At 54.0% G+C, this 26,429-nt stretch carries 28 protein-coding genes; 15 read left to right on the top strand and 13 right to left on the bottom strand.

The window, feature by feature from the left end; all coding sequences use genetic code 11:
* Nucleotides 1-294: 294 nt before the first annotated feature.
* A complete protein-coding gene (locus EKM97_RS06150) occupies nt 295-1,002 on the bottom strand; it encodes a GntR family transcriptional regulator (protein WP_125571514.1) in 708 nt (235 codons plus the stop codon).
* A 234-nt stretch (nt 1,003-1,236) separates the two neighbouring features.
* Between EKM97_RS06150 and EKM97_RS06145 the strand changes: the two genes are divergently transcribed.
* The 3 genes from EKM97_RS06145 to EKM97_RS06135 all read left to right on the top strand — a co-directional run bounded on the left by EKM97_RS06145 (nt 1,237) and on the right by EKM97_RS06135 (nt 3,398).
* Nucleotides 1,237-1,554, top strand: coding sequence for a PTS sugar transporter subunit IIB (locus EKM97_RS06145; RefSeq protein WP_125571513.1), 318 nt, complete (start codon nt 1,237-1,239; stop codon nt 1,552-1,554).
* A gap of 45 nt (nt 1,555-1,599) precedes the next feature.
* A complete protein-coding gene (locus EKM97_RS06140) occupies nt 1,600-1,887 on the top strand; it encodes a PTS lactose/cellobiose transporter subunit IIA (protein WP_125571528.1) in 288 nt (95 codons plus the stop codon).
* Between the two features lie 74 nt (nt 1,888-1,961).
* Nucleotides 1,962-3,398 (top strand): 6-phospho-beta-glucosidase, encoded by a 1,437-nt coding sequence (locus EKM97_RS06135; RefSeq protein WP_125571512.1) that lies wholly within the window; start codon nt 1,962-1,964, stop codon nt 3,396-3,398.
* Nucleotides 3,399-3,895: 497 nt separating this feature from the next.
* Here EKM97_RS06135 and EKM97_RS06130 read toward each other — a convergent pair whose 3' ends face one another.
* Together EKM97_RS06130 and EKM97_RS06125 are read right to left on the bottom strand one after the other, a co-directional pair.
* Nucleotides 3,896-4,285: a tautomerase family protein gene (locus tag EKM97_RS06130; RefSeq protein ID WP_125571511.1), complete on the bottom strand. Its 390-nt coding sequence runs from the start codon at nt 4,283-4,285 to the stop codon at nt 3,896-3,898.
* Nucleotides 4,286-4,458: 173 nt separating this feature from the next.
* Complete coding sequence (locus EKM97_RS06125; RefSeq protein WP_225419229.1) at nt 4,459-5,412, bottom strand: sugar-binding transcriptional regulator; 954 nt, start codon at nt 5,410-5,412, stop codon at nt 4,459-4,461.
* Between the two features lie 164 nt (nt 5,413-5,576).
* On the opposite strand from EKM97_RS06125, the gene deoC reads away from it, so the two are divergent.
* The 4 genes from deoC to rbsK all read left to right on the top strand — a co-directional run bounded on the left by deoC (nt 5,577) and on the right by rbsK (nt 9,793).
* On the top strand, nt 5,577-6,227 hold the full coding sequence (gene deoC, locus EKM97_RS06120) for a deoxyribose-phosphate aldolase (RefSeq protein WP_125571510.1): 651 nt from the start codon (nt 5,577-5,579) through the stop codon (nt 6,225-6,227).
* Nucleotides 6,228-6,432: 205 nt separating this feature from the next.
* Complete coding sequence (gene fucP, locus EKM97_RS06115) at nt 6,433-7,797, top strand: L-fucose:H+ symporter permease (protein ID WP_125571509.1); 1,365 nt, start codon at nt 6,433-6,435, stop codon at nt 7,795-7,797.
* Between the two features lie 23 nt (nt 7,798-7,820).
* Nucleotides 7,821-8,840 carry an aldose 1-epimerase family protein gene (locus EKM97_RS06110; RefSeq protein ID WP_125571508.1) on the top strand — a complete coding sequence of 340 codons (1,020 nt, stop codon included), beginning with the start codon at nt 7,821-7,823 and terminating at the stop codon, nt 8,838-8,840.
* A 29-nt stretch (nt 8,841-8,869) separates the two neighbouring features.
* On the top strand, nt 8,870-9,793 hold the full coding sequence (gene rbsK, locus EKM97_RS06105) for a ribokinase (protein ID WP_125571507.1): 924 nt from the start codon (nt 8,870-8,872) through the stop codon (nt 9,791-9,793).
* A 470-nt stretch (nt 9,794-10,263) separates the two neighbouring features.
* Here the strand turns inward: rbsK and EKM97_RS06100 are convergent, their stop codons facing one another.
* The 3 genes from EKM97_RS06100 to EKM97_RS06090 form a co-directional block, all read right to left on the bottom strand.
* The gene (locus tag EKM97_RS06100; protein ID WP_125571506.1) at nt 10,264-10,464 is read right to left on the bottom strand and encodes a hypothetical protein; all 201 of its coding nucleotides are present in this window, start codon (nt 10,462-10,464) and stop codon (nt 10,264-10,266) included.
* A gap of 89 nt (nt 10,465-10,553) precedes the next feature.
* Nucleotides 10,554-11,675: an NAD(P)-dependent alcohol dehydrogenase gene (locus tag EKM97_RS06095; RefSeq protein ID WP_125571505.1), complete on the bottom strand. Its 1,122-nt coding sequence runs from the start codon at nt 11,673-11,675 to the stop codon at nt 10,554-10,556.
* A 268-nt stretch (nt 11,676-11,943) separates the two neighbouring features.
* The gene (locus tag EKM97_RS06090; protein ID WP_125571504.1) at nt 11,944-12,480 is read right to left on the bottom strand and encodes a helix-turn-helix domain-containing protein; all 537 of its coding nucleotides are present in this window, start codon (nt 12,478-12,480) and stop codon (nt 11,944-11,946) included.
* 371 nt (nt 12,481-12,851) lie between these two features.
* Between EKM97_RS06090 and EKM97_RS06085 the strand changes: the two genes are divergently transcribed.
* Genes EKM97_RS06085 through EKM97_RS06075 form a run of 3 tightly spaced genes read left to right on the top strand, consistent with a single transcriptional unit; the run spans nt 12,852 to nt 14,956 of the window.
* Nucleotides 12,852-14,279 carry a PTS sugar transporter subunit IIC gene (locus tag EKM97_RS06085; RefSeq protein ID WP_125571503.1) on the top strand — a complete coding sequence of 476 codons (1,428 nt, stop codon included), beginning with the start codon at nt 12,852-12,854 and terminating at the stop codon, nt 14,277-14,279.
* A 34-nt stretch (nt 14,280-14,313) separates the two neighbouring features.
* Nucleotides 14,314-14,535, top strand: a complete 222-nt coding sequence (locus EKM97_RS06080; protein ID WP_125571502.1) for a hypothetical protein — start codon at nt 14,314-14,316, stop codon at nt 14,533-14,535.
* On the top strand, nt 14,525-14,956 hold the full coding sequence (locus tag EKM97_RS06075; RefSeq protein WP_125571501.1) for a DUF3284 domain-containing protein: 432 nt from the start codon (nt 14,525-14,527) through the stop codon (nt 14,954-14,956). The genes EKM97_RS06080 and EKM97_RS06075 overlap by 11 nt, the downstream gene beginning before the upstream one ends.
* A gap of 184 nt (nt 14,957-15,140) precedes the next feature.
* Here EKM97_RS06075 and EKM97_RS06070 read toward each other — a convergent pair whose 3' ends face one another.
* From EKM97_RS06070 to EKM97_RS06045, 6 genes are read right to left on the bottom strand one after another with little or no spacing between them, the layout of a single operon-like run.
* Nucleotides 15,141-16,253: a serine hydrolase domain-containing protein gene (locus EKM97_RS06070; protein ID WP_125571500.1), complete on the bottom strand. Its 1,113-nt coding sequence runs from the start codon at nt 16,251-16,253 to the stop codon at nt 15,141-15,143.
* A gap of 1 nt (nt 16,254) precedes the next feature.
* Nucleotides 16,255-17,496, bottom strand: a complete 1,242-nt coding sequence (gene dltD / locus EKM97_RS06065; RefSeq protein WP_125571499.1) for a D-alanyl-lipoteichoic acid biosynthesis protein DltD — start codon at nt 17,494-17,496, stop codon at nt 16,255-16,257.
* On the bottom strand, nt 17,496-17,729 hold the full coding sequence (dltC, locus tag EKM97_RS06060) for a D-alanine--poly(phosphoribitol) ligase subunit DltC (RefSeq protein WP_125571498.1): 234 nt from the start codon (nt 17,727-17,729) through the stop codon (nt 17,496-17,498). The genes dltD and dltC overlap by 1 nt, the downstream gene beginning before the upstream one ends.
* A 31-nt stretch (nt 17,730-17,760) precedes the next feature.
* Nucleotides 17,761-18,978, bottom strand: coding sequence for a D-alanyl-lipoteichoic acid biosynthesis protein DltB (gene dltB, locus EKM97_RS06055; protein ID WP_125571497.1), 1,218 nt, complete (start codon nt 18,976-18,978; stop codon nt 17,761-17,763).
* The gene (gene dltA, locus EKM97_RS06050) at nt 18,971-20,497 is read right to left on the bottom strand and encodes a D-alanine--poly(phosphoribitol) ligase subunit DltA (protein WP_125571496.1); all 1,527 of its coding nucleotides are present in this window, start codon (nt 20,495-20,497) and stop codon (nt 18,971-18,973) included. The genes dltB and dltA overlap by 8 nt, the downstream gene beginning before the upstream one ends.
* A 21-nt stretch (nt 20,498-20,518) precedes the next feature.
* The gene (locus tag EKM97_RS06045) at nt 20,519-20,665 is read right to left on the bottom strand and encodes a teichoic acid D-Ala incorporation-associated protein DltX (RefSeq protein WP_125571495.1); all 147 of its coding nucleotides are present in this window, start codon (nt 20,663-20,665) and stop codon (nt 20,519-20,521) included.
* Between the two features lie 285 nt (nt 20,666-20,950).
* Between EKM97_RS06045 and EKM97_RS06040 the strand changes: the two genes are divergently transcribed.
* From EKM97_RS06040 to yidA, 4 genes are all read left to right on the top strand, one after another.
* Entirely contained in the window at nt 20,951-21,847 is an 897-nt protein-coding gene (locus EKM97_RS06040; RefSeq protein WP_125571494.1) for a deoxyribonuclease IV, read from the top strand.
* A gap of 140 nt (nt 21,848-21,987) precedes the next feature.
* Entirely contained in the window at nt 21,988-22,677 is a 690-nt protein-coding gene (locus EKM97_RS06035) for a response regulator transcription factor (RefSeq protein WP_125571493.1), read from the top strand.
* Nucleotides 22,670-24,076: a sensor histidine kinase gene (locus EKM97_RS06030; RefSeq protein ID WP_125571492.1), complete on the top strand. Its 1,407-nt coding sequence runs from the start codon at nt 22,670-22,672 to the stop codon at nt 24,074-24,076. Before EKM97_RS06035 ends, EKM97_RS06030 begins: the two co-directional genes overlap by 8 nt.
* 13 nt (nt 24,077-24,089) lie before the next feature.
* Nucleotides 24,090-24,899: a sugar-phosphatase gene (yidA, locus tag EKM97_RS06025; protein WP_125571491.1), complete on the top strand. Its 810-nt coding sequence runs from the start codon at nt 24,090-24,092 to the stop codon at nt 24,897-24,899.
* A 144-nt stretch (nt 24,900-25,043) separates the two neighbouring features.
* Here yidA and EKM97_RS06020 read toward each other — a convergent pair whose 3' ends face one another.
* Entirely contained in the window at nt 25,044-25,583 is a 540-nt protein-coding gene (locus EKM97_RS06020; RefSeq protein ID WP_125571490.1) for a phenolic acid decarboxylase, read from the bottom strand.
* A gap of 110 nt (nt 25,584-25,693) precedes the next feature.
* Between EKM97_RS06020 and EKM97_RS06015 the strand changes: the two genes are divergently transcribed.
* On the top strand, nt 25,694-26,242 hold the full coding sequence (locus EKM97_RS06015) for a PadR family transcriptional regulator (RefSeq protein WP_125571489.1): 549 nt from the start codon (nt 25,694-25,696) through the stop codon (nt 26,240-26,242).
* Nucleotides 26,243-26,429 lie beyond the last annotated feature (187 nt).

The raw sequence follows: 26,429 nt of genomic DNA, 5'->3' as shown, positions 1-26,429 counted from the left end.
TCCCGAGCACTAACGTAAGGGCCGTATTCCCCGAACTTGGGAATATGGCCCTGATTGTGTTAGGCGGAGGGAGATGCATTGCGGTCCACGTTTGGATGCTGGGAGAGTAGTGCATCAGCACGTACTCTCCTACATCCGTAGCGAAGCGGAGGTGGCCGGATTCTCACCTTGATTCAGATTGGTCAGAGCCAGTCGACCTTGGGGATTTATCCCCTAGTGAGACGGACACCGTAGGATCCGCCGGCATGGAATTCGAAAGAATATCAATGCACGACCGTTGTGGTCGACTCTTTTTTAGTTACTAGCCAGCGGTGCCGCGTGGAAGTAAAAGTGAATGCCTGGGTAGACATAGTGCGTAATGGAGTAATTGAAGAAGGTACCATTCCCGCAGTAGTTTAGCTGACTGAGGCAAAGCACGCTGTCACCGACGGGTCGTTCCAACAAACTCGCTTGATCCGCGGTGAGCTGCTCAACACTGACGAAATCGTCGCTACTGGTTGGCGTGATGGCGTAAGTTTCCTTGAGAAAGGTGAGAATAGAGTCATTCACAGCCTCAACCGTCAGCACTGGGATGAGCTTGGTCAGAAAGTACGCTTGCTCCAAACAGTAGAGCTCACCTTCTAGCGACCGCAGGCGAACGACCCGGTACATCTCGGTGCCATCGGGGACGTGCATTAGGCGCGCGTATTCATGGTCAACGTTCACCTTGTCGAAGGTCACGACCTTGGACGTCAGGTGGGTTTCGGCGCTGTGCATGGCGTTCCCCGTGCCGGCAGACAGATTCATGATGGCTTTGGACGCACTCGGTTGGCGATTGATGTAGTAACCGGAGCCCTGCACCCGCCGCAATAGGCCGCGCTGGTAGACAACGTCGATTGCGCGGCGAATAGTATTGCGACTAACACCATAGCGGGCCATTAGTTCTTGTTCGGTAGGCAACTTAGTATCGAAGTCGCCCTGGTTGATTTTGTTAATAATGTCGTTCGCGATTTCGTGATACATCAATAATTATCTCCCGCTTCTGCAAATTGTTGCCTTAATTGTACCCTTTAGCGGCCGCAAAAGGGGAGCTTTTGCACGTGATTGCCGTCAGACCGCGCTTGACGTGTCATCACAAAAAAATATTTGTAAGCACTTGCTAAATTTGTACCCACGTATTACACTAACGGGCGTAGAGATGAAAGCGATTCCGTTATAGGCCAATGATCCATTCTGATGTGAAAGGGAGTTTTAATCATGGCTGAAAAGACCATTATGCTGGCATGCAACGCGGGGATGTCCACGAGCTTGCTAGTTAACAAGATGCAAAAAGCCGCCGAGGCAGAGGGCATTGACGCCAAAATTTTTGCCACGGCATCAAACGCAATTGACAAGGAACTGGAGAGCGAGCACCCCGACGTGCTCATGCTCGGACCACAGGTGCGTTACATGTTTGACGACCTGCAAAAGCGCCTCGACATTCCGGTTGAAGTCATTAACATGCAGGACTACGGTCTGATGAATGGCGCCAACGTGCTTAAGGCAGCACTGAAGCTGACCGAACCCGCTGAATAGGAGAGGTAAGCACTCGTGGCAGAAGAACAAGACTTAGAAGTGATTATGGGTCTCATCGTTAACGGTGGGAACGCCAAGAGCTCCGCCTTTGAGGCGATTAAAGCTGCCAAAACGGGTGACTTTGACAAGGCGGATGCCAAGCTGAAGGAAGCCGACGACTTCCTGATTGAGGCGCACAACTCACAAACGGCAATGCTGACGGAAGAAGCCAAGGGCAACCACGCAAAGGTGACTCTGCTGACGGTGCATTCTCAAGATCACCTGATGAACGCCATTACCTTCCGCGACCTTGCCGGGGAGATTGTTGACCTGTACAAGCGTTTAGCTAAGTAAAACAACAACAAACAAGTGAATATGTTAACGGGCCGGCTTATTTAGCTGACCCTTTTTTGATAGGAGGAGTGCAATTGACTCAAGGAACGAAGATGCCCGCTGATTTTCTGTGGGGCGGTGCAGTTGCTGCTCACCAGGTCGAAGGTGCGTGGCAAGAGGACGTCAAGGGCGTCAGCATTGCCGACGTCATGCAGGCCGCCAGCCGCACCCAACCGGTGCGCAAGTTCACGGACACGGTGCAAGCTGGCAAAATTTACCCGAACCACTGGGGGATTGATTTTTACCATACTTATCCGGAAGACATTAAACGTTTCCAAGAACTAGGCATGAAGGCCTTCCGGACGTCCATTGCCTGGACCCGCATTTTCCCGAATGGGGATGAAAAAGAACCCAATCAGGCGGGATTAGACCACTACCGGCAGATGTTCCAGGCATTGCTCGATGCCGGAATTCAGCCGGTGATTACCCTGTCGCATTTTGAAATGCCGATTCATCTGGTGAAAGAATATGGCGGCTGGCGCAACCGGAAGTTGATTGATTTCTTCGTGCGGTTCGCCCGTGTCTGCTTCGAGAACTTCCACGACCAGGTGCACTACTGGATGACCTTCAACGAGATTGATAACCAGTCCGATTGGGGGCTGCCGCACCACCTGCTGCAGGATTCTGGTCTGCAACTGCAGCCGGGGGAAAATGCCGAGGAGGCCATGTTCCAGGCCGTGCACAACGAGCTGGTTGCCAGCGCGAAGACCGTTCTGGCCGCGCGTAAGGTTGATCCGCAACTGCAAATTGGTGGCATGCTGGCCATGGTGCCGATTTACCCACTGACAGCCAAGCCGGCCGACCAGATGGAAGCGATGCGCGCCATGCAGTACCGTTACTTCTTCGGGGACGTGCACGCTTTGGGCCAGTACCCGAAGTGGCTGCGCAAGTACTGGGCGCAAAAGGGTTACGATATTCCCGTCTCCGCAGCGGATGCCGATATCCTGCGGCGCGGCACGGTGGACTTCATGGGGATGTCCTACTACATGTCGTTTGCCACCGCCGAACGTGCGGACGGCAAGCTGGAGTTCGACGAACACCATGACTTGGTCGACAACCCGACGCTGCCCAAGAGCGACTGGGGCTGGCAGATTGACCCGATTGGGGTGCGCTGGATTCTGAACTGGATGGAAGATCGCTGGCACAAGCCAATCATGATTGTCGAAAATGGCTTTGGTGCCTACGACAAGCTAGAAGACGGCCACGTCCACGACCAGTACCGCATTGATTACTTGCGCGCGCACATTGAGCAGATGGAAAAGGCGGTCACTGAGGACGGTGTTGACGTCATTGGCTACATGATGTGGGCGCCAATCGACCTCATTTCCGCATCGACGGGGGAAATGGCCAAGCGTTATGGCCTCATCTACGTGGATCAGGATGATGCCGGTCAGGGGAGCGGCAAGCGCTATTTGAAGGATTCTTTTGCTTGGTACAAGCAGCTCATCGCGTCTGACGGGAGTGAATTGTAGTCATTATAGGTACACGAAAAGGCCGAAGCAGCGTTGCTTCGGCCTTTTTATTAGCAATGGAGCGTTGAGAATAGTGTACGGCATCAGGTTTGGTCTGGAGTGGGGCGATTCCGCAAGCGTGAAGTCGCATACGCCGGGTAGGCTTGGTTAGCACTAAAATTTCTCGAAATCCGGTCAAAACAAATTTCTTCCGAGCATGAAGAACTAGGACAAGATGGTCGAAAACGTCGGTTGTCCTGGCGCTTCATGCTCTTTGCGTGGCAATCGACTTCGCCACTCTGCCTCAAACACTAAAGTGCAAATTAGTGGGGGGATGCTGCCGAGCGCCTTCGTTGAGCACATATTGCAAGCACGGGAACACAACCATTAGCATACAGGCACTACTAGGTGCCAATTAGCCTGCTTCAGTGTAAGCAGGCGCCAAGCCAGGATACCGTGGTGCTTTTTAATCACTTGCATTAACGATGGTGGTTGACCGGTGTTTTAACGTAATGAGATTACAACTCTCCCGTCAGGAATTGTGCGCGTCCCAGGCCGAAGCTCCAGTCTGCATCGGAATTGACGGTCAGGTTAATCATGACATCACTAGGCGCAATGTCCAGCTGTTCATGAAGTGCGGCAACTAACTGTTTGTAGAAATTTTCCTTTTGTTGCTGAGTCCGTGGGCGGGTGGTCAGGCTAAAAATCAGGACCTTGTTTGTGCGCTTGATGCCCAGACCGGTGTCCAGAATTTGCATTTCGTACGGCTCGTGCTGTGTGACGATTTGGTAGCGGTCGCCGTCTGGTGCGTCAAAGGCAGCCAGCATGACTTGATAGGAAATATCCAGAATTGCCTGAATTTCTTTGGGGTTGCGACCTTTTAACATATCAATTTTCATAAATGGCATTGTGAGTCACTCCTGTAAAAAATTATTTTTTTAAGACGGGCCATTTTGGCCGGATGCTTTTCAAGTACAAAATGCCCCTGTTTAAGGACCCATAGCCTCTTGCTGGCATAATTGCTAGTCGACAGCGCGAGACCATGGTATTGAAGAAAAGTCCACATGAAAATAACGACAAATTACATTTTCAGCAAATCTGTTGCCGTCCGCTCGTCCGTAATCAGCACGTTTGCGTAGCCGCCATGTAGTGCGCCACGGACGGAATCGAGTTTCTTGGTGGAACCGGCAACGAGTACAGCATACTCCTTGTCGCGCAACTTGGCGAGCTGAATGCCGACGGTACGGTCATTGATGTCTTTGTCCGCAATTGTGCCGTCTGCCGCAATAAACCGGGAAACAATGTCACCAACTGCGCTTTCCTGCAGGCGCGCAATTTCATCATCTTTGAGGTAACCGAGGTTGAACAAAAGCGAGTCATTACGCACGGTACCGCAAGTGAAGAGGGCGATGTTGGTTTCCACGCCGGCCTGAATGATGGCATCGATGAAACGGTCCTTGAGCACGATGTCCTTGGTCACGGCATTGTCAAAAATAACGGGCAAGGGGAGATTGAGTGCGCTGGTGTGGAAGGCGGCACCGAACTTGCTCAGAATATCACTGCCGAAGTTATTGATGTTGGATTCAGACACGCTGCCTTTCAGTTGCACGACTTGGACGCCGGTGCGACTGGTCTCATGCAGGTGGTTAGCCACTGCCTCGATGGTGTGTCCCCAACTAATACCAATGCGGTCGCCATTGCGGACGATTGAATCAAGGTAGTCAGCAGTCGCGGCGCCCAGCTTGTCGTTAATGTGGGCTTCGTCACCGCTGGCGTCGTACACGACGAGCGCCTTCTTCAGTCCGAATTTAGCCTCCAGCTCCGCACCGAGGAAGTTGAGATCCTTGAGGGGGTCAGCAATCTTAATTTGAACCAGCCCCTGATCACGTGCGAACTGCAGTAGGCGTGAAATGGTTGGTCGCGAAATCTGCAGGCGCTTGGCAATGTCGCCCTGGCTTAATTCATCCTCGTAATAGAGGTGACAGACTTTGAGTGCCAGCTCGACACGATTTTTTTTGGCATCAATTTCAGGCAATGGTATCCCTTCCAATCCCGATTTAACGGCTCTTAATGACAATAATTATAGCATAAGCAATTTTGCACCGGATTTTTTTTGAACAAAATTTCAAATTAGGGGTTTACAAATGTGCATAACACTTGTTATGATTTGTTCGTCAAAAAGAAAGGGGTTTCACAATCGTGGAATTCAACAAGTACATCGATCACACACTGCTCAAGCCTGAAGCAACTGAGGCGCAAATCGAGAAGGTCACACATGAGGCCATCGACAATCACTTCTTCTCCGTCATGGTTAACCCATACTGGGTCGCTAAGGTCCACGGCATGCTCAAGGGCACGGACGTCAAGACCGCGACGGTTATTGGTTTCCCACTGGGTGCCAACACAACCGCCATCAAGGTTGCTGAAGCAAAGCAGGCCATCGCGGATGGTGTCGACGAACTCGACATGGTCATCAACATCGGCGAGATGAAGGCTGGCAATTACGCCGCTGTTTCTGCCGACATTACCGCTGTTGTGAAGACGGGCCACGAAGCAGGCAAGCTGGTTAAGGTCATCATTGAAACCGCACTGCTGAGCGACGACGAGATCAGTAAGGCTAGCGAACTTGTTGCAGCCGCTGGGGCAGATTTTGTGAAGACCTCAACTGGTTTCTCCACTCGCGGGGCAGCGGTGCACGACATCGAACTCATGAAGGCCGCCGTTAAGGGCCGCGCCGCACTCAAGGCTTCCGGTGGTATCCACTCCGCAGCCGAAGCGCAGGCCATGATTGACGCCGGGGCAACCCGCCTGGGTGTCAGTGCCAGCATGAAGATCATCGGTAAGGAATAAGCAATTACATTACAATAGTGGTCGCGCGCCGAAAGGTAGCCAATTGCACTCCTCGCTTTAGCAAGGATAGTGCAATGGACACTGAAAGGAACCCTCATGTATAAGGCAGCGACGACAGAAATCCTAAAAACGGGATTTCCGTCGTCACCACCTTATACTCCGGGTTCTGAACACCTTTCGTCGCAGCTAGAGGAGGAGACACAACATGGAAAAAGCACAGCCAGTAACACAGGCGAGGAAGGCAAAAGGGTTCGGACTGTTCAAGTTACGTGCCAAAGAATTAGACGATGGGTACTTGGACCGAACACCGGTGTTCCAGTTCATGTTGCTGTCCCTCCTGATTCCGATGTGGGCCGCAGCGGCAAGTTTGAACAACATTTTGATCACGCAGTTCAAGACGATTTTTACCTTAAGTAATGTTGCAAGCGCCTTCGTGCAGAGCGCGTTTTATCTGGGGTACTTCATTCTCGCCATTCCGGCGTCCCGGGTGATTAAACGGACCTCGTACAAGTTCGCCATTATTACGGGGCTGGTGCTGTACACGGTTGGGTGTGCATTGTTCTTCCCAGCTTCCCACCTGGCAACATATGGGGTGTTCCTCATTGCGCTGTTCGCCATTGCGTGTGGCCTGAGCTTCTTGGAAACCAGTGCCAACACCTTCAGTACCCTCATGGGGCCGAAGGATAAGTCCACGGTGCGGCTGAACATTTCCCAAGTGTTCTACCCAGTGGGCGCCGTTATCGGGATTCTGATGGGCAAGTACCTGGTCTTCAGCGATGGGGCAAGTCTTGAGCAGACCATGGCTTCCATGCATGGTGCTGCGCGCCTGGCTTACGGGCAAAAGATGCTGCAACAAACGCTGCTGCCATACAAGTACATCATCATGGTGCTGCTCGTCGGAATTTTCCTCTTCGCACTGACGCAGTTCCCAAGCGGCAAGCCGCGCGCCGCAAAAACGCAAAAGGCGAGCGGCGCCAAAATTGGTGAAACAATCCACTACCTGATCCACAACCACGATTTCATGAAGGGTATCGGTGCCGAATTCGTCTACATCGGCATGCAGACGGCGGTCTGGTCATTTACCATCAGCCTCGCCATGACCTTCAGCAAGTCCATCACTGAACGCGATGCCTCAACCTTCATGGTTTACAGCTACATCGCCTTCTTCGCCGGCAAATTGATTGCCACCAGCCTGATGAAGAAGTTCGCCAGCTCCCGCGTTCTCGGCTGGTTCGCCATCGTCGGTACTTTGGCACTGATCTACGTGATGCTCGTGCCGAACATCACTGCGGTTTATTTCGCAGTTCTTGCAAGCGGTTTATTCGGACCGGGCTGGCCAACCATTTACTCGCAGACGCTGGATACCGTTAAGGACAAGCGCTACACGGAAACGGCTGGGGCCATCATCGTCATGTCCATCATCGGCGGCGCCATCACCCCACTTTTGCAGGGGATTGTGGCCGACAAGACGGGTTCTATGTCCATCTCCTTTGTCGTTAACGTCATCAGTTTCGCGCTGGTTGGAATCTATGCATTTAGCTACTACCGCAAGCACCAAACACAAAACTAGGAAAAATCTGGAGGGATTAAATCATGAAGAAATTGAACTTAACTCACGAAATGTTCGCTAAGGCACCATTTGCGCTGTACGAAAGCAAGAACTTTAAGGCCACGACCTTCACTTACCCATCTGGGGTTGAGGCACTGACCATCGAGAACAGTCGCGGCCACTTGACCGTGCTGCCATTCATGGGCCTGATTATCTGGGACGCCATTTTCGATGGCATCTCCCTCAAGATGAAGGACATGTTCTCCCAGCCACTTCCTGGTGAAGGCATTGCGGATACTTACGGCTGCTTCCAGTTCACCTCTGGTTTGCTGGGCAACGGGACCCCAGCGCCTGAAGACAACTACCAGCTGCACGGTGAGTTCCCAACCAGCAAAATGGACCACGCCTACCTCACCATTGACGATGACCAGACGCTGACCATTCACGCCGACTTCGAATACGTGAAGGGTTTTGGTGACCACTACCTGAGCGAACCTTCCGTAGTGATGCATGCGGACAGCGGCCTCTTTGACATCAAGCTGAGCGTGACGAACCTGTCTAACTACCAGCCAATGCCGCTGCAGTACATGTGCCACATGAACTATGCCTACGCAGACGGTGGCCACATTGAGCAGAACTTGCCTGACGAAGCGTTCCAGCTGCGCCAGACGATTCCTAGTCACGTGCACCCAACACCAGACTGGCTTGCCTACAACGACAAGCTCAAGGCTTCCGGTGAACTGATCAACGACCTGGACGACAAGGCCCACTATGACCCTGAAATTGTGTTCTTCTCCAAGAACCTGACCGACTTCACGGACGAAGCGCAGTTCCGGATGCACTTGGACGATCAGCACAATTTCCTGACCAAGTTCAAGACGGCGGAATTCCCAATCGTGACGCGCTGGATCCTTTACAATGCGGACCAGCAGGTGGCAGCCTTTGCACTGCCTGGCACCAGCACACCAGAAGGCAAGGCAGCCGCAACCAAGGCGGGCACACTCATCATGCTTAAGCCGCTGGAAAAGCGCAGCTTCACGGTCACAACGGGTCTGGAACACTAATCACAAGCGAGACGTAGGAGGAAAACAAAATGGCTGACATTACTGTAATTGGTTCTAACATGATTGATCTGACAACTTACATCGACCGCATGCCGGTTGAAGGGGAAACGATTGAGGCACCACGTTTTGAAATGGGCTTCGGGGGTAAGGGCGCGAACCAGGCGATGGCCGCAGCACGTCTGGGCTCCGATGTGAACTTCATCACGATGGTGGGTCACGATGAGTTCGGGAAGAACCAACTGGAAAACTACCAGAATAGCGGTATCCGCACCGATGGCATCGGTGTTGGCACACAAAACAGTGGTGTTGCGCCAATCTTTGTTGACCCCACGTCTGACAACCGGATTCTCATCATCAAGGGTGCCAACAAGGAACTGACCCCTGAAGTCCTGGATCACAAGGTTGACCAAATTAAGGGTTCCAAGTTGATTGTGCTCCAGCAGGAAATCGCGCTGGAAACGAACTACCACGCGATTGAACTCGGTGAAAAGTACGGTGTGCCCGTGCTGCTCAACCCGGCGCCAGCCAACGAACACCTGAACATCGACTACGTGAGCCGCACGGCATTCTTTACACCTAACGAAACGGAACTGGCAACGCTGACCGGCATGCCAACCGACACGCTGGACGGCATTAAGGCCGCTGCGCACAAGCTTATCGACATGGGTGTGGGTAACCTGATTATCACGCTGGGCAGTAAGGGTGCGCTCTGGGTTGATAAGGACCACGAGCAAATTGTTCCGGGCATGAAGGTCAAGGCGGTGGACACCACGGGTGCCGGCGACTCCTTCATCGGTTCCTTCGCGCACTACTACACCGAAGGCGAAGATGTGGCGACTGCCTTGCAGCACGCGAACCAGTACGCTGCCATGACGGTGACGCGCCGCGGAACGCAGAAGTCCTACCCAACGGCGGAAGAACTGCCCGCAATGTTGGCTGAATACGGTAAGTAAACTAGATTGTTGCAAAAGGCAGGCCATCGCGGTCTGCCTTTTTATGTAGTTTGTTGTAGGACCACCGGGGCTGGGCCGGATTAGCTCCGCGTTCAGGGCAAGACTGGTGGGGACCGCCCTTCGGTGTCCATCTCTCTAGGCGCTAAAGCGCCAAGGTCGACTGGCTCCAGCCCTTTGGTCTTCCGCTGGCAGATTTGCCGAAACCCACGTCAAATCTGCGCTCCCGAGAATATTGTGCGAAGCCGCTACGCGTCTTCAAACAATATTCTTTTCACCAGTCTGGCCCTGAACACTCCGCTAATCCGGCCCAGCCCCTAAGCGCGACGGCGACAGTAAAGATGGTGAGTGCTGTTCATTGACGAGATGACCTAGCCTAAAAGTAGTGGGGAGGAGTGACAGTATTCCAGCTTCTCACGATGTTTGCAGGCAACAAAAAATCGGCTCGCTCTCGCGGACCGATGTTGCGGAGATTATGCGAAAAAGCCGAATGCGGCGATTCCCGCGATGACTAAGAACAAGCCGACAGCGATGCTGGTGAAGACGGTGCCCATGAAAGCTGGGGACTCTTCGGCAGTACCAGTTTCGGTTTCAATGCGCATGAACATGCGTGGGGATGAGTACAACTCGTACGCACCCATCACAACGAGTAAAACACCAATAATTGCTGCCATAGTGATCACCTCCAATGATCACCATCATCATGAGCCGATCTTAGCCAAAATTCAAGACTGAAGTGTTATTTACATGCAGAATTGTGCAATTATTCACCAGGCTTGTAGTCTTCGTCGATAACCAGAACTGGCTTGATGGTTTTGCCGGACTTGGAGTCCGCGCTAGCTTCGTTAATCTGGTCGAATGGGTAGAACTTTTCTGTCTTGTCGAAGTCGAAGACGCCCATCTTGTAGAACTCAATCAGACGCGGTACGTCAATCTGCGGAATCGAGTCACCCATGTTAACACCGACAATCTTCTTGTCGTCAACGCAAAGGTCGTTCCAGGTGTCGACGTCAATGTGGTGTGGGGTTACGGCAATGGTGGCTGTTGTGCCGCCTTGGGCAAGCACCTTAATGGAGTTTTCCATCACGGCGGTTACACCCGTTGTGTCGACAGCCCAGTCAACGCCGCGGCCGTCCGTGAGGTCTTGAACAGCCTTCACAACGTCGATGCCCTTGGAGTTAATCGTGTCGGTGGCGCCGAGTTCCTTCGCCAGTTCGAGGCGGGAGTCGACAATGTCAATTCCGATGACCTTGACGCAACCGGAGATGCGGCCGGCCATCATGGCAGCCAGACCAACGGCACCGGTACCGAAGACGGCAATTGTGTCGCCCGGCTTTGGCTGCAGGGTGTTGAGCACGGTGCCGGAACCGGTGACGTAGCCGCAACCCAGTGGGCCGAGCTTGCGCAAGTCGAGGTCCTTGGCAACCTTCACCACGTTGCGTTCACGCACAACGGTGGTGCTGGTGAAGGAGCTCTGGTCGAACATGTCGGCCACGTGCTTGCCATTGAGCGTGAAGTGGCTGGAGCCATCCGGCCGGATACCGGACAAGTTATTGTGGGCGTAGTTCTCACACTGGGTTGGAATCCCCTTGAGACAGCTCTTGCACTGCCCGCAAGCGTAAAAGCTCAGGACCACGTGGTCACCAGGCTTGACTTGGGTAACTTCTGGGCCGACTTTTTCGACAATCCCGCTACCCTCATGGCCAAGCACGATGGGGTAGTCGATTGTAGCGTCCCCAATGCGCAGCGCCTCGTCAGAGTGGCAGATCCCGGTGGCAACCATGTGGACCTGAACGTCATCAGGTCCCATTTCGCAGAGATCAATGTCATCGCGAATTTCGTACGGTGCACCTTGCTTTTCAACGTATGCAGCTTTAATTTTCACAATAAAACACCCCTATTTTTAGATTGGTTAACGGGTTTAGTATTGCATATCTCCACGAATTTGCAAGCGGTTGCTGAAAACGATAACAGGATAATTGGCTGCAGTTTACGCGCAAGGGCGGTGTTAAGCGGCATTGGTGAGCCGAGACGGCTAAAAATAGTTGTGGTGAATGTAGACCAGTTAGTCGCTCGAATCTGCAGTATGCGGTCGCCGCCTAATTTTGCGCAAAAAAAGTGTCCAGCAATCAACTTTGCTGAACACAGAAGTTCTATTTCACCCCAAAGCGCTCGCGGCTGATCTTGACGAGCTGCTGGTAGCGGTCCTGGTTAGCCTGACTCAGGTGGATACCCGTTTGAGCCATGACCGTGGCGAGCTCGCTGTTTTGCGTGTCGATGATGAAGTCGACCGTTGTGCCCTTCTTGGTCATGAGCAGCGAGTAGTACTTGTCCATCGACTTGCGGACGGGATGCTCGTCAGGCGTCATGTCCGCGACCATCTGCACGAGAATGCCGAGCGCTTCCTGGCGGTGCACATTACCCTGTACATGCCAGTAAATGGCGTCTTTCTTCGCGAAGGGGTGCAACCAGTCGGCGCCGCGTTTTTCCTTCATGCCGAGCAACTCGCGCACATCGCAGCCGATGACGGCGGCGATGGCATTGAGCGCATCCATGTTGGGGAAGCTGTTATCCAGTTCCCACTTGGTCAGGTATGAATCCGGAACCTTCAGCGCTGCCGCGAGGTCGCTTGCGGAGACGTTGTGGCGCTTGCGCGTGTCCTGAATGTATCGTCCAATTTCTAATCCCATGTTGTCACCTCTACAGTTTAGCTTACGCCTTTTGGGCGTCGTGTGCGGTGTTCGCGCCTAAATTCCGCGTGAACTGATAGCGCTATTATAGCAAGCCACACGCGTGCTGTTAACCACAGAAGTAAGCACTGTCAGGACCATAAATAAACATTGATGCACATTATTAATTTTTTGGCCAAAAGGCTTGAACTGGATAGGGGCAACTTAGTACGCTTAGATTATAGAAAGCTTAAGCAATTATTTATGGAGGAGGAATGTGCATGATGCCACAAAATCGTTTGTATCCGTAAACGTCGGGCGAAGGGGCAGCGTAGAGACGGCATGTGGGCCGCGGCTGCACCCTGTCGCTCATCAAAAGGAGTGACGAAATCATGAATACATTTATTGAATGGCTCAACAAGCATGTGGTGCCAATTGCATCCAAAATCGGCTCGATTCGCTGGCTGGTTGCATTGCGTGACGCCTTCATTGCAATTATGCCGGCAACCATGGCTGGGGCAGTCGCGACCATCCTGAATGCGCTGCTGCGCGACTTGCCGACCCAGTTTGGTTGGACCGGGTTCGTGAACTCGATGCAACCTATTATCGCCATTAATGGGCAGGTTTGGACCGGCTCACTGGCCATCTTGGGGTTAATTTTTGCTTTCATCTTCGGGTACCAGATGGCCGTGCAGTATGAGGTTGAACCGATTACCGCCGGCATTGTGACCCTCGGCACCTTCCTGATGAGTTTGCCGCAGACCTTCACCATTACGCTCGGCAAAGCGCTCAGCAAGGGCAGTGCCGACATCCTTTCCACAGCCGGTGCGGCGGTGGCCGGCAAGTCAGTATCAGGTTGGGGTTACTTCAACTTTGGCCAGTTCTTCGGGGCGAACGGTTTCTTCACCGTGATGATCATGGGCGGCATCGCGGTGGCCGCATACATTTTCCTGATGAAGAAGAACATCACCATCAAAATGCCAGAGTCGGTGCCACCGGCAATCGCGAAGGCCTTCACCGGGATTGTGCCCGCAACGGGTGCGTTCTACCTTGCCGGGGTCATCACCTGGGCATTTAGCAAACTGAACGTGGGCACGGTCATTGAATTCATCAGTAAGACCATCCAGGAACCACTGCTGGGGATGTCCCAAGGCTTCTGGGCGGTTCTACTCATGACGGTACTGGTACAAGTTTTCTGGTTCTTCGGGCTGCACGGTACCAACGTTCTGGGACCGGTGCTGGATTCCATCTGGCTCACCGCCCAGATTGCCAACATCAATGCGTTTGCGCAGGGCAAAGACTTGCCATACATGTGGACGCGCAACGCCTTTGACCTTTACGCCTGGATTGGTGGGGCGGGGAGCACCTTGCTATTGCTGCTGGCCATCATGATGTTCTCCAAGCGTGACGACCAGCGGGCGGTGGCGAAACTGTCACTAGCACCAGGATTCTTCAACGTGAACGAGCCAGTGATGTTTGGACTGCCAATTGTGCTGGACCCAATCTACTTCATTCCGTTCCTGCTCGCACCAGTGGTGATGGTGTCCATCGCGTATGGCGCCATGACGCTGGGGCTGGTATCACCAGTGAAGACGCAAATCGTGTGGTCGATGCCACCGGTAATTAACTCACTGATTGCCACCATGGACTGGCGAGCACCAATCCTGCAACTCTTCAACATGTTTGTCGGCTTCATGATCTATGTGCCATTCGTGAAGGCGGCCAACCGTATGGGCCAAACGGTCGAAGCGGAAGAAGAAATGCCGGTAAGTGGCACCGGCCCGCACCTCGCGGGTGTGAAGATGGCGTCTAAGGACTAACATTTTGCCAGACACTGCGAAGGGAGGACGCAAAATGAAAAACAAAACGGCACTGATACTCATCTCCGCCGGATTACTCATCATCATGTTCAGCCCGCTGGGTGGCCGCATTTTGTACTTGCCGCTGCTGGCAATCGGTGGCGTCCTCCTCGCGTGGGGGTTCCTGCTTTTGCGGGCTAACCGCAAAGTTTTGCACTACGAAGAGATGAACCGCCGGCAGGAAAAAAAGAAAGGACGTGCGCCGCATGCAGATTGATATGGAACTCGCGGTCCCTGTGGACTACTTCTTTAACCAGTTGATTGAGTCGGCGCTGTACGACATCCAAACCTGTACCGGTCGCAACATCTCGGCGTTGCGTCTGAACAACTTCCATTACCGCAAAACAATGCCAAACGGGCAGATGGCCCATTTTCGCATCAACATCTGCTTGCCCGCTAAAAATTACGGGTACCGGATGCGCACTGGGCGCAACGAGTACACGGTGCTCTACCAACTCACTGACTGCGGGGATGGGCGCACGGCCCTGCACTACGAGGAAACCATCCAGGCCGTGAACCAGCGGGTCGAGGCCAACAATCGGGCTTCTGGGTTCTTGTTGGGGTGGCTGCGCAAGCGCCGCTTCAAGAAGATGTCGCGGGCGATTGAAAGCCAGTACTTGAGTGCCGCAGAGATTTGAGTGCAAGGTTCGTAGTTGCGTGACGGGCGCCTTCTTGGGGGGTGCCCGTTTGCTGGTTGATAAGAGCAGGACGGGTTAACTCTATAGTGTTTTGTTCCGATGATGACGCATGGTAAAAATACGCCGAAAAAGCAGGTCCTCCATAGTCCAAGGGCCTGCTTTTAAGTTGAAGCTAGTAACTGGTTTATACATACTCCGCCGCCAAATCATCCGCCAACTGCTTGAAGCGGTGATCACTGGCCTGCGCGTTGCACATGACAATGACCGCATTCTTTCCGTTTGGGCTAATGCGCACAAAGGTAGAGAAACCGTAGTCGTAACCGTTCGCGAAGTAATAGCGCTGGTTGTGGTACAGTCCGCCGGCGTAGGTGCTAATGCTGCCACCGTGGTGCAGGATGTTGCTGGCGGCTGCGCCTAGTAGCTTACCGGAGACAACTGCAGCCTCCGCGCGGTACAAATCGCCGGCCGTCATGAACAGTTGGCCGGTGCCGAGTTCGTAGTGTTCAGCGGTGTGGGTGGTGCGAAACGGTGCCGCGTAGTTCGGCGCGTTATTGTGCCAAGTGTAGCCCGTTGCGCTCTCCGGACCATTTTGGTAGGCAAAATGGGTTTCGTCCAAATGCATTGGCAGCAGTATTCGCCGTGTGAGTAGACGGGCGTACGCTTGCCCCGTCACTTTGTGCAAAATACCGGCGAGTAAATTGTAGTTCACCGGTTGGTACTGCCAGGTATTCATTTTCGCCGTATTGAAGCGCACGTGCTGAATGTATTGCTGCACGACTTGCGCATCGCTCTTGTAGGTGGGCATGACAAACGACGGGCAGTAGAGACCGGACGTCATGTCGAGCATGCGGCGAATGGTGATGTGGCGGCTACCAGGCACTTGCGGGTAGAACTTGCTCAACTTGGTGCTGAGTTTCAATTTGCCAGCTTTAATCTCCTGCATGATCAAAGCTGCGGTGAGCGACTTTTGCACGGAATCAATCTCGTAACTGGTGTGCGGCGCGTTGACGCGCTTGCTGGCTTTGTCCGCATAGCCGCGACTCAGCGACAGCTCTGTACGGCCGTTTTTAATGACCAGTACGGTGCCGGCAAAATTAATATTTTGCAGCCGCTGCGCTGTCTGCCGTGTTGCCGCGTCCTGAATATGGAGCAGGCTCGGCATGCCGCTACCGTTATTGCCATCTCGCCAGGTTTTGTGCACCAGCGCGCCAGCTGCGATGCCCATCAAAAGCAGAATGCACAGCAGCAGTAGGTACCAGCTGTACCCACGGCGCTGTGCATGTCGTCTGCGGCGCATCTTACTCACCTACGTGCTGTTGCCAGCTGCGTGTGAGGTAGTAATTACTGATGTGGTAGTGCGGCGTTGCTTGCTTTTGCTTGATAAATGGGCGGACCGTCTTGTCGACGTCGACCCAGCCGCGCCAGCCTAGATGGATGGTGTCTTCCATGTAGCTGGCCTTCTTGCCGTCCCGACTCATGTCGAGGACGTGATTGAAGCCTTGAGCACTCAGTTGGTGCTTAATCTTGCTGACCGTCTGCGTCAACATATCGTCACGCAGGCCAGTGTAGGCTGCCCACTTGGCGTTGACCGGCGGGATGACAAACTGGACAGTGATGTTGTTCTGGGCAAAATTACGCAGAAGCAACTGGAAGTCACTGTATTCGGGTGAGCGGCGGTAGTCGAAACTGGCTTGACTGCCTTGCAGCCGCACAATTTTTTTACCGCGCAGACGCGAGTCGAAGAACTTGTCACTTATACCGAAGTCGTTTCCACGACTAGCGTGCGCGCCCATTTTGCCGGCGAGCTTGTCGAGCTGTGCGTCCGTGGCACTTGCAGGTAGCTTCTTTTCTGCCTTACTAATGCGCGTGGCGTTCTTGCTAACAGAGGCGAACCGGCTGAACAAGCCGTCTTCGTTGTGCAGAATCTGCAAGTGGGCCTTCAGCAGGTGACGCTGCCACTGCGGCAGTTTCTGGCCGGCGGCGACACTGAGCAAGCCTTGCCGGACGGTTCCGGAGGTGTTGCCCATTTGCAGAATGCGGCGGGCGGCGTAACGATCGGCGGCGCCGCCACGTTTGCCGAGCAGCCAGCTGGTTAGCTGCATCGGTGAGTAGTAATAGGCAAAGGCATCCCGGCGCTGGCCACCAGGGGTGAACCACTGCGGCGAGATGATGAAAACAATCTTGCGATTCCGCAAGCGTTTGAACATGCTTTGGTTATCGACGAACTGCGTCAGTGACTGTGTGCCGGGACCGCCGAGCAGGAGCGTTTTGTAGCCGCCGTACTTGGCCGCGAGCACGCTGGGGTGGAAGGGGTCCATGCGGGACAACTCGGACGAGTCGATGAACGGCACGTAATCGGCGCCCACCGCGTGGTTCTTGATGGTACCGCCGAGCAGGACGTCCTGGTTGAGGGACACCGCGGCGGCAGCCAATTTCTTGGGGGCGGGTTTGCCGAAGTGGAGCGGCATGAGGAGCGTGCCGAACACCAGCACGCAGGCGCAGACGACGGGCCCGAAAATGAGCCACAGTTTGCGTTTCATTACTGAAGGGCCTCAACTTGTGCGGTGATTTTGCTGGCTGTGGACCACTGGTCGCGGTCGAACTCGGACACCGGAATCTGCACCCCCAACTGCTCTTCCAGTTCCAGCACCATCTGCACCGTGTCCATGGAGTCTAGGAGGGCGGTGGCGAAGATGTCTTCGTCCATCTTGTCGTGCAAATCTTCACCAGTGAGTTCTTGCAAAATGTTCAATACGGTTTCTTTCGTGTCCATAATCTATTTCTCCTTATTAAATGCGAATGTGTTAACGAATGGCGTGGGTGAACCACAGCGTGTTCAGGAAGCCTGAGAAAATCAGGAAGCTGAAGCAGACGACGTTGAAGGTAACGAAGATGGCCAGGGCACCGGTCCAGCGGTTGCTAGGCAGGCTTTTGCCCTTTTTGTAACGCAGCCAGTAATCGTTGATGATAATGGCGCCGGCGTGGAACAAGCCGTAAACGATGTAGTACCAGGTGACGCCGTGCCAGAAACCCATGACCAGGAAGTTGATCAGGTAGGCCAACTGGGAGACGCGCACGCGGTTTTTGAACCAGCGCTTCTTCATAATCATGAAGGTGACCCGCATGAAGACGAAGTCGCGGAACCAGAAGGACAAACTCATGTGCCAACGGTTCCAGAAATCCTTGATGTTCTTGGCTTTGAACGGCTGGTTGAAGTTGACCGGTGTGTTGATGCCGCAGAATTGCGAGATGCTCAGTGCGAACAAGCTGTAACCGGCAAAATCAAAGAAGAGGTACATGCTGTAGACGTACATGTAGGCAACAAGCGCCCAGGAAATGCCGGTGCCGCCCATTGCGCTACGTTGCATGAGGGCCATGTGGGCCACGCGCGGCAACATCAAGGTGCCAAAGACGTAACCAATGATGAATTTGTAGGCGAAGCCTTGGAAGAGGTAGCGCACACCCTTACGCAGCATCTCGAGGTATTCATCCTGCTTTGGCACGCCGTTGTAGTCTTTTGCAAAGCGCCGGTAGCGGTCGATTGGACCACTGGAGATGGTCGGCAGGAACAACAGGAAACGCAGGAAGAACAGCGGGTCGATCTGCTTGATGGTGCCGTCGCGCAGTTCCATGACGGTTTGTACCGACTTAAAGGTCAGGTAACTGATCCCCAGAAAACCAATTAAGCTCGGCTGCGGGCTGAATACCGGGGTGAGTTTGACGATGGCCAGCGGTGCAATGCTCGCGAGTAAAACGGTGTAATAAATTGGCCCAGCATTCTTAGTTTGCCGGTATTTGCCGTAGCAGACCACGAGCAGCAGCTGCCAGATGACGTAGGCAATCAGGGCGACTCCCTGTTGCCATTTGTCGCCACCAAACATCGCGATGATGAAGATCAAGGCGACGAAGCTCTCGTAGTTGCGGTGGCGCCGCCCACGCAGTAAGCCGATGATGACCGGCAACAGGGCGGCAATGAGAATGACGAAGTAGCGCGGGTTCGCGTATGGCTGCATGCTAGGCATGGTTGTTAACCTCGCTAATCAGCAGTTTAACCGCGACCTTGTCGTTCTGCGTGAGCGGCAGCTGCTCGCGGTAGACGAAACGTTGCGGAATCATGTAGTCCATCATCTGCCCGGCCAGTTCCGCCTTGATGGCGCGGGTGAGCTCAAGACCGGATAATTTGGCATCTTCGGTGGGAACAACGAAGGCAAGCAGTTGGCTGACCTTGTGGTCCTGGTTGTACTTCGGCACGGCCACAGCCTGCTTAATGTATTGAGAACCGTTGAGGTAGTGGTTCACTTCCTCTAGTTCGATGCGGTAGCCGTTCATTTTGATTTGGAAATCGGTCCGGCCGCGGTAGAAGATGAGGCCATGCTCGTCGAGAAAGCCCAGGTCACCGGACGCGTAAGTGCGGCGGCCATCTTCGGTGCTGAACACGCTGGCCGTCTTCTCGGGCCGGTTAATGTAACCCGCCGAAACGCTTGGCCCACTAATAAGTAGTTCGCCGACCTGCTGGCCGTCTTCTTCGCGAATCGTGCCGGGACGCAGGGACATCTTGGTGTCGGCCTTGCTGTAACCGATTGGCAGGCGAGCATAACGGTCAAGTAGTTCGTCCGTAATCTGCACTGCCGTCACCGCGACGGTGGCCTCGGTCGGGCCGTAGGTGTTGTAAAGCGCCACGTTCGGGAAGCGCGTCAGAATTTTGGCGGCTAGCTGGTGGGTGAGTTCCTCGCCGCAGAAGTAAATCTGCTGCAACTGCGGGTGGTGCGCCGCATCGAAGGTGGGATCGAGCAGGCACATTGCCATGAAGGACGGGGTGGACACCCAAACGTCCAGGCGCAATTGCGGCAGCAGTTTGAACATGTCGCCGAGATTAGCTGTGGCTTCCTTAGGCAGTACGACGAGCGTGCCGCCGGCCAGAAGCGTTGGGTACAAACTCATGACGGACAGGTCAAAAGAGTAGGGGGCCTGCACGAGAAAACGCGGGCGGTCCGGCAAGCGGAAGTCAAACATCCAGTCGCTGAAGCTACGCAGGTTGTCGTGGCTAATCTGCACACCTTTGGGCTGGCCGGTGGTGCCGGAGGTGAAGATAATGTAGAAGTTTTCGGCGCCGGTAACTGGCTTCAAGTTTTGCGGTGTGGTGGTGTCCAGTGAGTGGACGAGGCTGTCTAGGGCGCTCGGCGTGATGACCGGAATGCCAAGCTTAACGGGCAGTTCCTTGGTCGCCACGGTCAGCACCGGTTGGGCAATCTCATTAATCATGGTTAGGCGCTCGCTCGGTGAGTGCGTGTCCACGGGGATGTACGCGTGGCCGGACTTAACAATACCGATGAACGCCGCGACGGTGGCAAAAGTCTGGTCAGAGTAGACCATGACGGGCCGGTTGCGGTCGAGCTGGCGGGCGGTGATGTCGGCCGCGATAGCATCGGAAGCCGTTTTGAGGTCGCCGTACGTGCTGATGCTGCCGTTATAGTCGTAGGCGGGCCAGTCCGGATGGGCCGTCCCAATTTGATCAATTTGTTTGATGATGCTGGTGGTCATAATTTCTTCCTCCGTGATGGGCTAGAATTCGTTGTAAATGAAGTGCGCGCCCGAAACACCGCGGTAGCTGTAGAGGTAAACAAGTACCACAATAATGGCGGTGGCAATCGCGGTGCGGATGATAAAGTCCCAAACGGGATGAATGTCCCGGAATTTCTGCTTGGTCATTGGGTTAAACCTCCCTTAACGATGTTTCTTAGTTTACGGAAGCCGCCTAGTTGCTGCTATTTATAAAAACTGAGCAAAAACTGTGAATTTCTCAGATAACGGCGCAAACCCGCGTGGTTGTGGCGTAATTCGCGGGTGTGACATAAATCATAAGAAATGTTTATTCTAAGAAGCAACATCAAAAGGTGGTTGACTTCTAGCAATCCACAATTCAGATAACAAAGGCTTTCGCCGAAATGCTAAACTGAAGATAATTACACGCCATAATATATAGGAGGAGTCGTCATGTTAATTGGTGCCAACGTCAGTATGTCCGGTAAGGGGATGTTCCCCGGGGCCGTCGCACAGGCCGTGAGTTACAAAGCCACGAGCCTGCAGTTCTACACGGGGGCGCCGCAGAACACGCGCCGTAAGGATGTCAGCGAGATGCGCATTCCCGAGGGCCTAGACGCCATGGCGGCTGGCGGTCTGAGCCACCTCGTCATCCACGCGCCGTACATCGTCAACCTCGGGAACACGACCAAGCCTGGGAACTACGATTTCGCTGTCCAGTTCATGCGCGAGGAGGTGGCGCGGGCGGACGCACTTCATGCTTACACGATGCCATTTCATCCTGGTGCGCACGTGGGAGCGGGCGCAGATGCAGCCATTGCGCAGATTGCGCGCGGCTTGAACGCAATTTTGAGTGCGGACCAGACTGTGACCATTGCGCTGGAAACCATGGCCGGCAAGGGCACCGAGGTGGGCCGCAGTTTTGAAGAACTGGCCGCCATCATCGACCAAGTCGAGTTGCAAGACAAAATTCGGGTGACGATGGACACCTGCCACATGAACGACGCCGGCTACAATGTGCGCGATGACTTCGACGGTGTGCTGAACGAGTTTGACCACACGGTGGGCTTGGACAAACTCAGCATCATCCACATCAACGACTCCAAGAACGAACGCGGTGCGGGTAAGGACCGCCATGCTAACATTGGCGCGGGGACGATTGGTTTTGACGCGCTCTATGCCATTGCGAACCATCCGCAGTTGACCGCAATTCCGAAGATTCTGGAGACTCCGTTTGTAGGGCCTGACAAGAAACACATGCACGCGCCCTATGGGGTTGAGATTGGCTGGCTGACGAGTGGGGACTACCGACCAGAAGAATTGAGCGCGCTGGCAACGAGCACGGACTGAAGCCGCTGGGTTGGCGGCAGTTCTTACGGAACTGCGCAGTTGCTTAATTTTGAGAAAAAACGGTCGCGCAAAGTCACTGGATAAAAAAAGACGTGCTAAGCTGAGTGCTAGTGAAGAAATGACTTTTGGAGGAACACAACATGGGTGCAACGGTAATGTTGGTTGAAGATGAGGACGGGCTGCGGACCTACATGCAGTCGGAGTTGCAGTTTGAGGGGTATACCGTCCTGACCGCTGCGACCGGCACGGAGGCGCTGGCAACTTACGCTGAGAATAAGGACAGCCTGTCGCTAATTATTCTCGACTGGATGATTCCCGAACTAGACGGTCTTGAAGTCATGCGCCGCATCCGTCGCCACGATGATATTCCCATCATCATGATGACCGCCCGTGATTATGTCGGGGATAAGGTTGCCGGCCTCGACAATGGTGCCGACGACTACATCACCAAGCCTTTTGAAATCGAAGAAATGCTGGCGCGTCTGCGCGTGATTCTGCGCCGCAAGCACCGCGAAATCGCTGCGGCGTACACGGTTGGGGACTTGCAGCTGAACACCAAAACGCGGCAGGTCACGCGCGCCGGTCAGCAGACCCAGCTCACGCAGCGTGAGTTCAAGCTACTGCAAGTGCTCATGCAGCACGCCGGCGAGACGCTGACGCGTGATGAACTGCTCGACATGGTGTGGGGCGAGCAGTACGCCGGCCAAACGAATATTATCGACGTCTACATTCGCTACCTGCGCGGTAAAATCGAACTGAGTGGCCAACCGCAACTAATCCACACCGTGCGTGGCGTAGGCTACGTGCTTGAGGACGTGCAACATGGCTAGGACAGAAAAAAGCGCCAAGGCAGCGAAGCCCCGCTCCAGCGCGTCCCGAATGGCGCGCACCTACATCGGAATCTTGGTCCCATTGATGCTGATTGTGTCGATGGCAACCGTCAGCGTTGTTGGCTACCATCTGGAGCGCAACAAGCGCGAAGACGCGACCCAGCTGCTGGGCGTTTTGCAAAAATCCTTTTCAGATTACAAGCCCGACTGGGATTACTGGCGGGACACGGCGTCGATCAACACGCACAATACTTTTGTGCGCGTCGTTGTGCGCAGTAAAGGCAAAACGCGCTATTACTATTCGCACCGTACCAAGCGTTTTTTGAACGACCAACTCAGTACTTGGTCTCTGATGCGCAATATTCAGTACCAGCCAGATCAGGGAATTTACTACCACGCCACCAAGAGCGAAGTGTACGAGAAGAACACCCACGTCCGTTACGAAGTGTGGTTAAGTCTGAACAACATGGTGGAGCTCTTTAAGCTGATTCTGGAAGTCATCGTTAGCATTTCCTTGCTCGGCATTCTGATTGGCATTTGGCTCATCACCATTTTGGCGCGGCGGCTGAACCAGCCACTGGTGGACCTAACGGTGGCCAGTCACCGTATTGCGCAAAAAGATAGCGACACCGTGCGTCAAGCACTGCCGGTGCCGACCGAACCTCTGGAAGTGCACGACCTGACCATTGAGTTCAACCGCCTGCTGGATTCGCTGAACAGTCAGCTGACGCGGGAGCACCAGTTCGTCTCGGACGCCTCGCACGAGTTGCGAACACCACTGGCCGCCATCCGTGGCCATATCGAACTGATTCAGCGCCACAGTGAGCAGCATCCGGAAATTGTGCCGCAGTCGCTGGCGACAATCTCCGAAGAATCGCTCAAGATGCAGCATCTGATTGAGAGCTTGCTGCAGCTGTCGCGCATGGATCACGCCAAATTGGAGGCCGCGCCCTTTGACGTTTCGGCGCTGTGCCACGCGGTTGCTGCGCGTTACCAGGAGCAATTGCCGCAGGAGCTGCTGCTAATTGGTGTCACCAACGTTTGGGCCCTGGGCAACGAGGAAAGCGTCGAGCAAATCCTCATAGCACTGCTGAACAACGCCAGCAAGTACTCACCGGCAGACAGTACCATCACGGTCAATGTGCAAACCGAAGGCGACAAGGTCTTCATGACTGTGAGCGACGAGGGGATGGGAATCAGTGACGTGGACAAGGCCAAAATTTTCAACCGCTTCTACCGCGTGGATAGCTCGCGCTCCAAGAAAATTGCGGGCACCGGCCTCGGTCTAGCCATCGTTGCGCGCTTGGCCGCACTCAATGATGCCGAGATCACCGTGAGTGACAATCACCCACGGGGCAGTCGCTTCAAGCTTGAACTGTGGCGGACGGATCAACCATAAGGAGAAAAGATTCATGGCAATTAAACTCATCGCCATCGACCTGGATGGCACCTTGCTGAATGACCAGAAGGAATTGAATCCGGCCACAATTGCGGCTGTTGCGGAGGCCAAGGCCGCGGGCATCAAGGTTGTGCTGTGTTCAGGGCGGCCACTGACCGGTGTGCGCAAATTTTTGCAGCAGTTGCACTTGACTGACCCGGGTGATTTTGCGATTTCCTGTAACGGGGCGATGGTGCAGCACACGGATACTGGCAAAGCGGTCGTGGCTGAAACCATCACCTACGCAGATTACCGGCGTATTCAGGACCTAGCGGATGCACTCGGCGTGCACGCCCACGTGCTCGATGAGACGCAGCTTTACACCGCCAATGCGGACATTTCCAAGTACACTGTGCGCGAGGCCTACCTCGTGGACATGCCACTGTTCTACCGGCTGCCAGACAGCTTTCCGGCGGATAAATCTTTCGTCAAGGTGATGCTAATTGATGATCCCAAGCTGCTGGCAAAGGCCACGAAGCGGATTCCAGCTACCTTTTACGATGACTACTACATCGTTAACTCGGAACCGTTCTTCCTGGAATTCATGAACAAGTCCGTCAGCAAGGGCAAGGCTGTCACTACCCTGGCCAAGTACCTCGGACTCTCCATGACAGAGGTGATGGCCATCGGTGACCGTGAAAATGACCTGTCGATGATTCAGGCCGCGGGTACGGGTATCGCAATGGGTAATGCGATTCCGGCAGTGCAGGCAGCCGCACAAGTCGTCACCGCGACGAACGTTGACGACGGGGTCGCCAAAGCGATTCGGGAACACGCGTTGTAAAGCAACGCGTACGCGTCACAACGACAGACTTGTCAACCTCAAATAGAATGAGTGAACGCAAAATGGCCGCAATTTCCAATCATCGGAAATTGCGGCCATTTTTTTACGGTTGTGAATCAAGTAACCTGTGTGATGTACGTTTAATTACTTCTTGATGCGCTTGTAGTCACTGGTGTAGTACTTGCCAGCACGAATGTCATCGGTCATGCCTTCGTAAGGGGCTTCGGCGATGACTTCATCGTTGTTCTGACCCGCATCGCCCATGTAGGTGATGTGCGCGAATTCAGGCACAACGTACTTAGGGTAGGTCTCGTACTTTTCGCGTGCTTCTTCCATGACGTCAATGTGCTCGTTTTGAAAGGTGACGGTGATTTCTGGGTGATCCTGAACCCACTTCGGGAAGAAGATGGTCCCGTTGAGACGCTTTTCATTTGGAATGAAGTCCAGCGCGACGTCGGTACCGGTTGGTTCCGTCCAGGCAATCTTGTAGATACCAGGAACGAGCATCACAATGTTCGCTTCTTGATCCTTCACCCAGCGGCCGGCGACCATGCCGCCGTGAATGCGGTAGTCAACGGTGTGGTCGTTCTTTGCGTACCATTCGTATTCCCAACCGTTATCGTAGGTGTAGATAAAGTGGGTGCCAAGAAAATCATCGAGTGTTGCAAACTTTTTGTCAGTCATATTGTTTTCTCCAATCATGTAATTATCAACGTGTAAATATAGACATATATTTAACGACAGGGATTAGTGTATACTCAGAATCATAATGAGTCAAGGGAGCGTGCAAAATAATGGCAACACGCAGTAAATTACAATTCATCATTCTGGGCTTGCTCGCACAGGAAAACCGCACGGGTTATGATCTGACGCAGGCATTCACGGACGAAATCGGCGAATTCTGGCAGGCGGGACACAGCCAGATTTACCCACTGCTCGCGCGGATGCAGGAACAGGGCCTTATTGACTACGAGCGGACAGTTGCAGGCACAAAATTGGAGAAGAAACTCTACCACATCACCCCAGCAGGACGTTCGGCGCTGTCGACCTGGATTGCGACCCCAACGCCAGAGCTGGCGGCCAGTAAGGATGAGTTCGTGCTGAAGCTTTACTTCATCGATTCTGCCAGTGATAGCCGGCTTCCGGGGATGCTGCGCGAACAGCTGAACGTGCACATTGAAAAGATTGCCCACCTCGAGATGCGCCGGCAGTTATTGTTTGGTAGTGAAGCCGAGCGGCAGGCACATTTTGGGCACTTCCTTATCCTCGACCACGCACTGCAGCGTGAGCGCGACTACAAGCAGTGGCTGGAAGGTGCACTGCGCATGATTGAGAAGGCATAGTTGGCGTTGTCGCTGTCCGTCAGCGTAAGTCCGCGCCCGCAAGGGTGCGACCTGCACTTTAAGCAGCTTTCACAACGCCGCAAGGCGGTGGGGTCGGCAACTCCGGTGGTCGACACGTTAATGAGTGGAGAATACCACAGATACCGAGCGACCGCTCATTCAAACGCCGGATCAAAACACAGACCGT

It is taken from the genome of Lacticaseibacillus songhuajiangensis (assembly GCF_003946025.1).
Classification (GTDB): Bacteria; Bacillota; Bacilli; order Lactobacillales; family Lactobacillaceae; genus Lacticaseibacillus; species Lacticaseibacillus songhuajiangensis.
The sequence above is the reverse complement of the archived record's forward strand: the minus strand, read 5'-3'. Positions and strand labels throughout refer to the sequence as shown.

Excerpts from the sequence above, each read along its gene's own strand:
- EKM97_RS06150 (WP_125571514.1), bottom strand. The coding sequence starts at position 1,002 with ATGTATCACGAAATCGCGAACGACATTATTAACAAAATCAACCAGGGC.
- EKM97_RS06145 (WP_125571513.1), top strand. The coding sequence starts at position 1,237 with ATGGCTGAAAAGACCATTATGCTGGCATGCAACGCGGGGATGTCCACG.
- EKM97_RS06140 (WP_125571528.1), top strand. The coding sequence starts at position 1,600 with ATGGGTCTCATCGTTAACGGTGGGAACGCCAAGAGCTCCGCCTTTGAG.
- EKM97_RS06130 (WP_125571511.1), bottom strand. The coding sequence starts at position 4,285 with ATGCCATTTATGAAAATTGATATGTTAAAAGGTCGCAACCCCAAAGAA.
- fucP (WP_125571509.1), top strand. The coding sequence starts at position 6,433 with ATGGAAAAAGCACAGCCAGTAACACAGGCGAGGAAGGCAAAAGGGTTC.
- EKM97_RS06110 (WP_125571508.1), top strand. The coding sequence starts at position 7,821 with ATGAAGAAATTGAACTTAACTCACGAAATGTTCGCTAAGGCACCATTT.
- rbsK (WP_125571507.1), top strand. The coding sequence starts at position 8,870 with ATGGCTGACATTACTGTAATTGGTTCTAACATGATTGATCTGACAACT.
- EKM97_RS06100 (WP_125571506.1), bottom strand. The coding sequence starts at position 10,464 with ATGGCAGCAATTATTGGTGTTTTACTCGTTGTGATGGGTGCGTACGAG.
- EKM97_RS06090 (WP_125571504.1), bottom strand. The coding sequence starts at position 12,480 with ATGGGATTAGAAATTGGACGATACATTCAGGACACGCGCAAGCGCCAC.
- EKM97_RS06085 (WP_125571503.1), top strand. The coding sequence starts at position 12,852 with ATGAATACATTTATTGAATGGCTCAACAAGCATGTGGTGCCAATTGCA.
- EKM97_RS06080 (WP_125571502.1), top strand. The coding sequence starts at position 14,314 with ATGAAAAACAAAACGGCACTGATACTCATCTCCGCCGGATTACTCATC.
- EKM97_RS06075 (WP_125571501.1), top strand. The coding sequence starts at position 14,525 with ATGCAGATTGATATGGAACTCGCGGTCCCTGTGGACTACTTCTTTAAC.
- EKM97_RS06070 (WP_125571500.1), bottom strand. The coding sequence starts at position 16,253 with ATGCGCCGCAGACGACATGCACAGCGCCGTGGGTACAGCTGGTACCTA.
- dltD (WP_125571499.1), bottom strand. The coding sequence starts at position 17,496 with ATGAAACGCAAACTGTGGCTCATTTTCGGGCCCGTCGTCTGCGCCTGC.
- dltC (WP_125571498.1), bottom strand. The coding sequence starts at position 17,729 with ATGGACACGAAAGAAACCGTATTGAACATTTTGCAAGAACTCACTGGT.
- dltB (WP_125571497.1), bottom strand. The coding sequence starts at position 18,978 with ATGCCTAGCATGCAGCCATACGCGAACCCGCGCTACTTCGTCATTCTC.
- dltA (WP_125571496.1), bottom strand. The coding sequence starts at position 20,497 with ATGACCACCAGCATCATCAAACAAATTGATCAAATTGGGACGGCCCAT.
- EKM97_RS06045 (WP_125571495.1), bottom strand. The coding sequence starts at position 20,665 with ATGACCAAGCAGAAATTCCGGGACATTCATCCCGTTTGGGACTTTATC.
- EKM97_RS06040 (WP_125571494.1), top strand. The coding sequence starts at position 20,951 with ATGTTAATTGGTGCCAACGTCAGTATGTCCGGTAAGGGGATGTTCCCC.
- EKM97_RS06035 (WP_125571493.1), top strand. The coding sequence starts at position 21,988 with ATGGGTGCAACGGTAATGTTGGTTGAAGATGAGGACGGGCTGCGGACC.
- EKM97_RS06030 (WP_125571492.1), top strand. The coding sequence starts at position 22,670 with ATGGCTAGGACAGAAAAAAGCGCCAAGGCAGCGAAGCCCCGCTCCAGC.
- yidA (WP_125571491.1), top strand. The coding sequence starts at position 24,090 with ATGGCAATTAAACTCATCGCCATCGACCTGGATGGCACCTTGCTGAAT.
- EKM97_RS06020 (WP_125571490.1), bottom strand. The coding sequence starts at position 25,583 with ATGACTGACAAAAAGTTTGCAACACTCGATGATTTTCTTGGCACCCAC.
- EKM97_RS06015 (WP_125571489.1), top strand. The coding sequence starts at position 25,694 with ATGGCAACACGCAGTAAATTACAATTCATCATTCTGGGCTTGCTCGCA.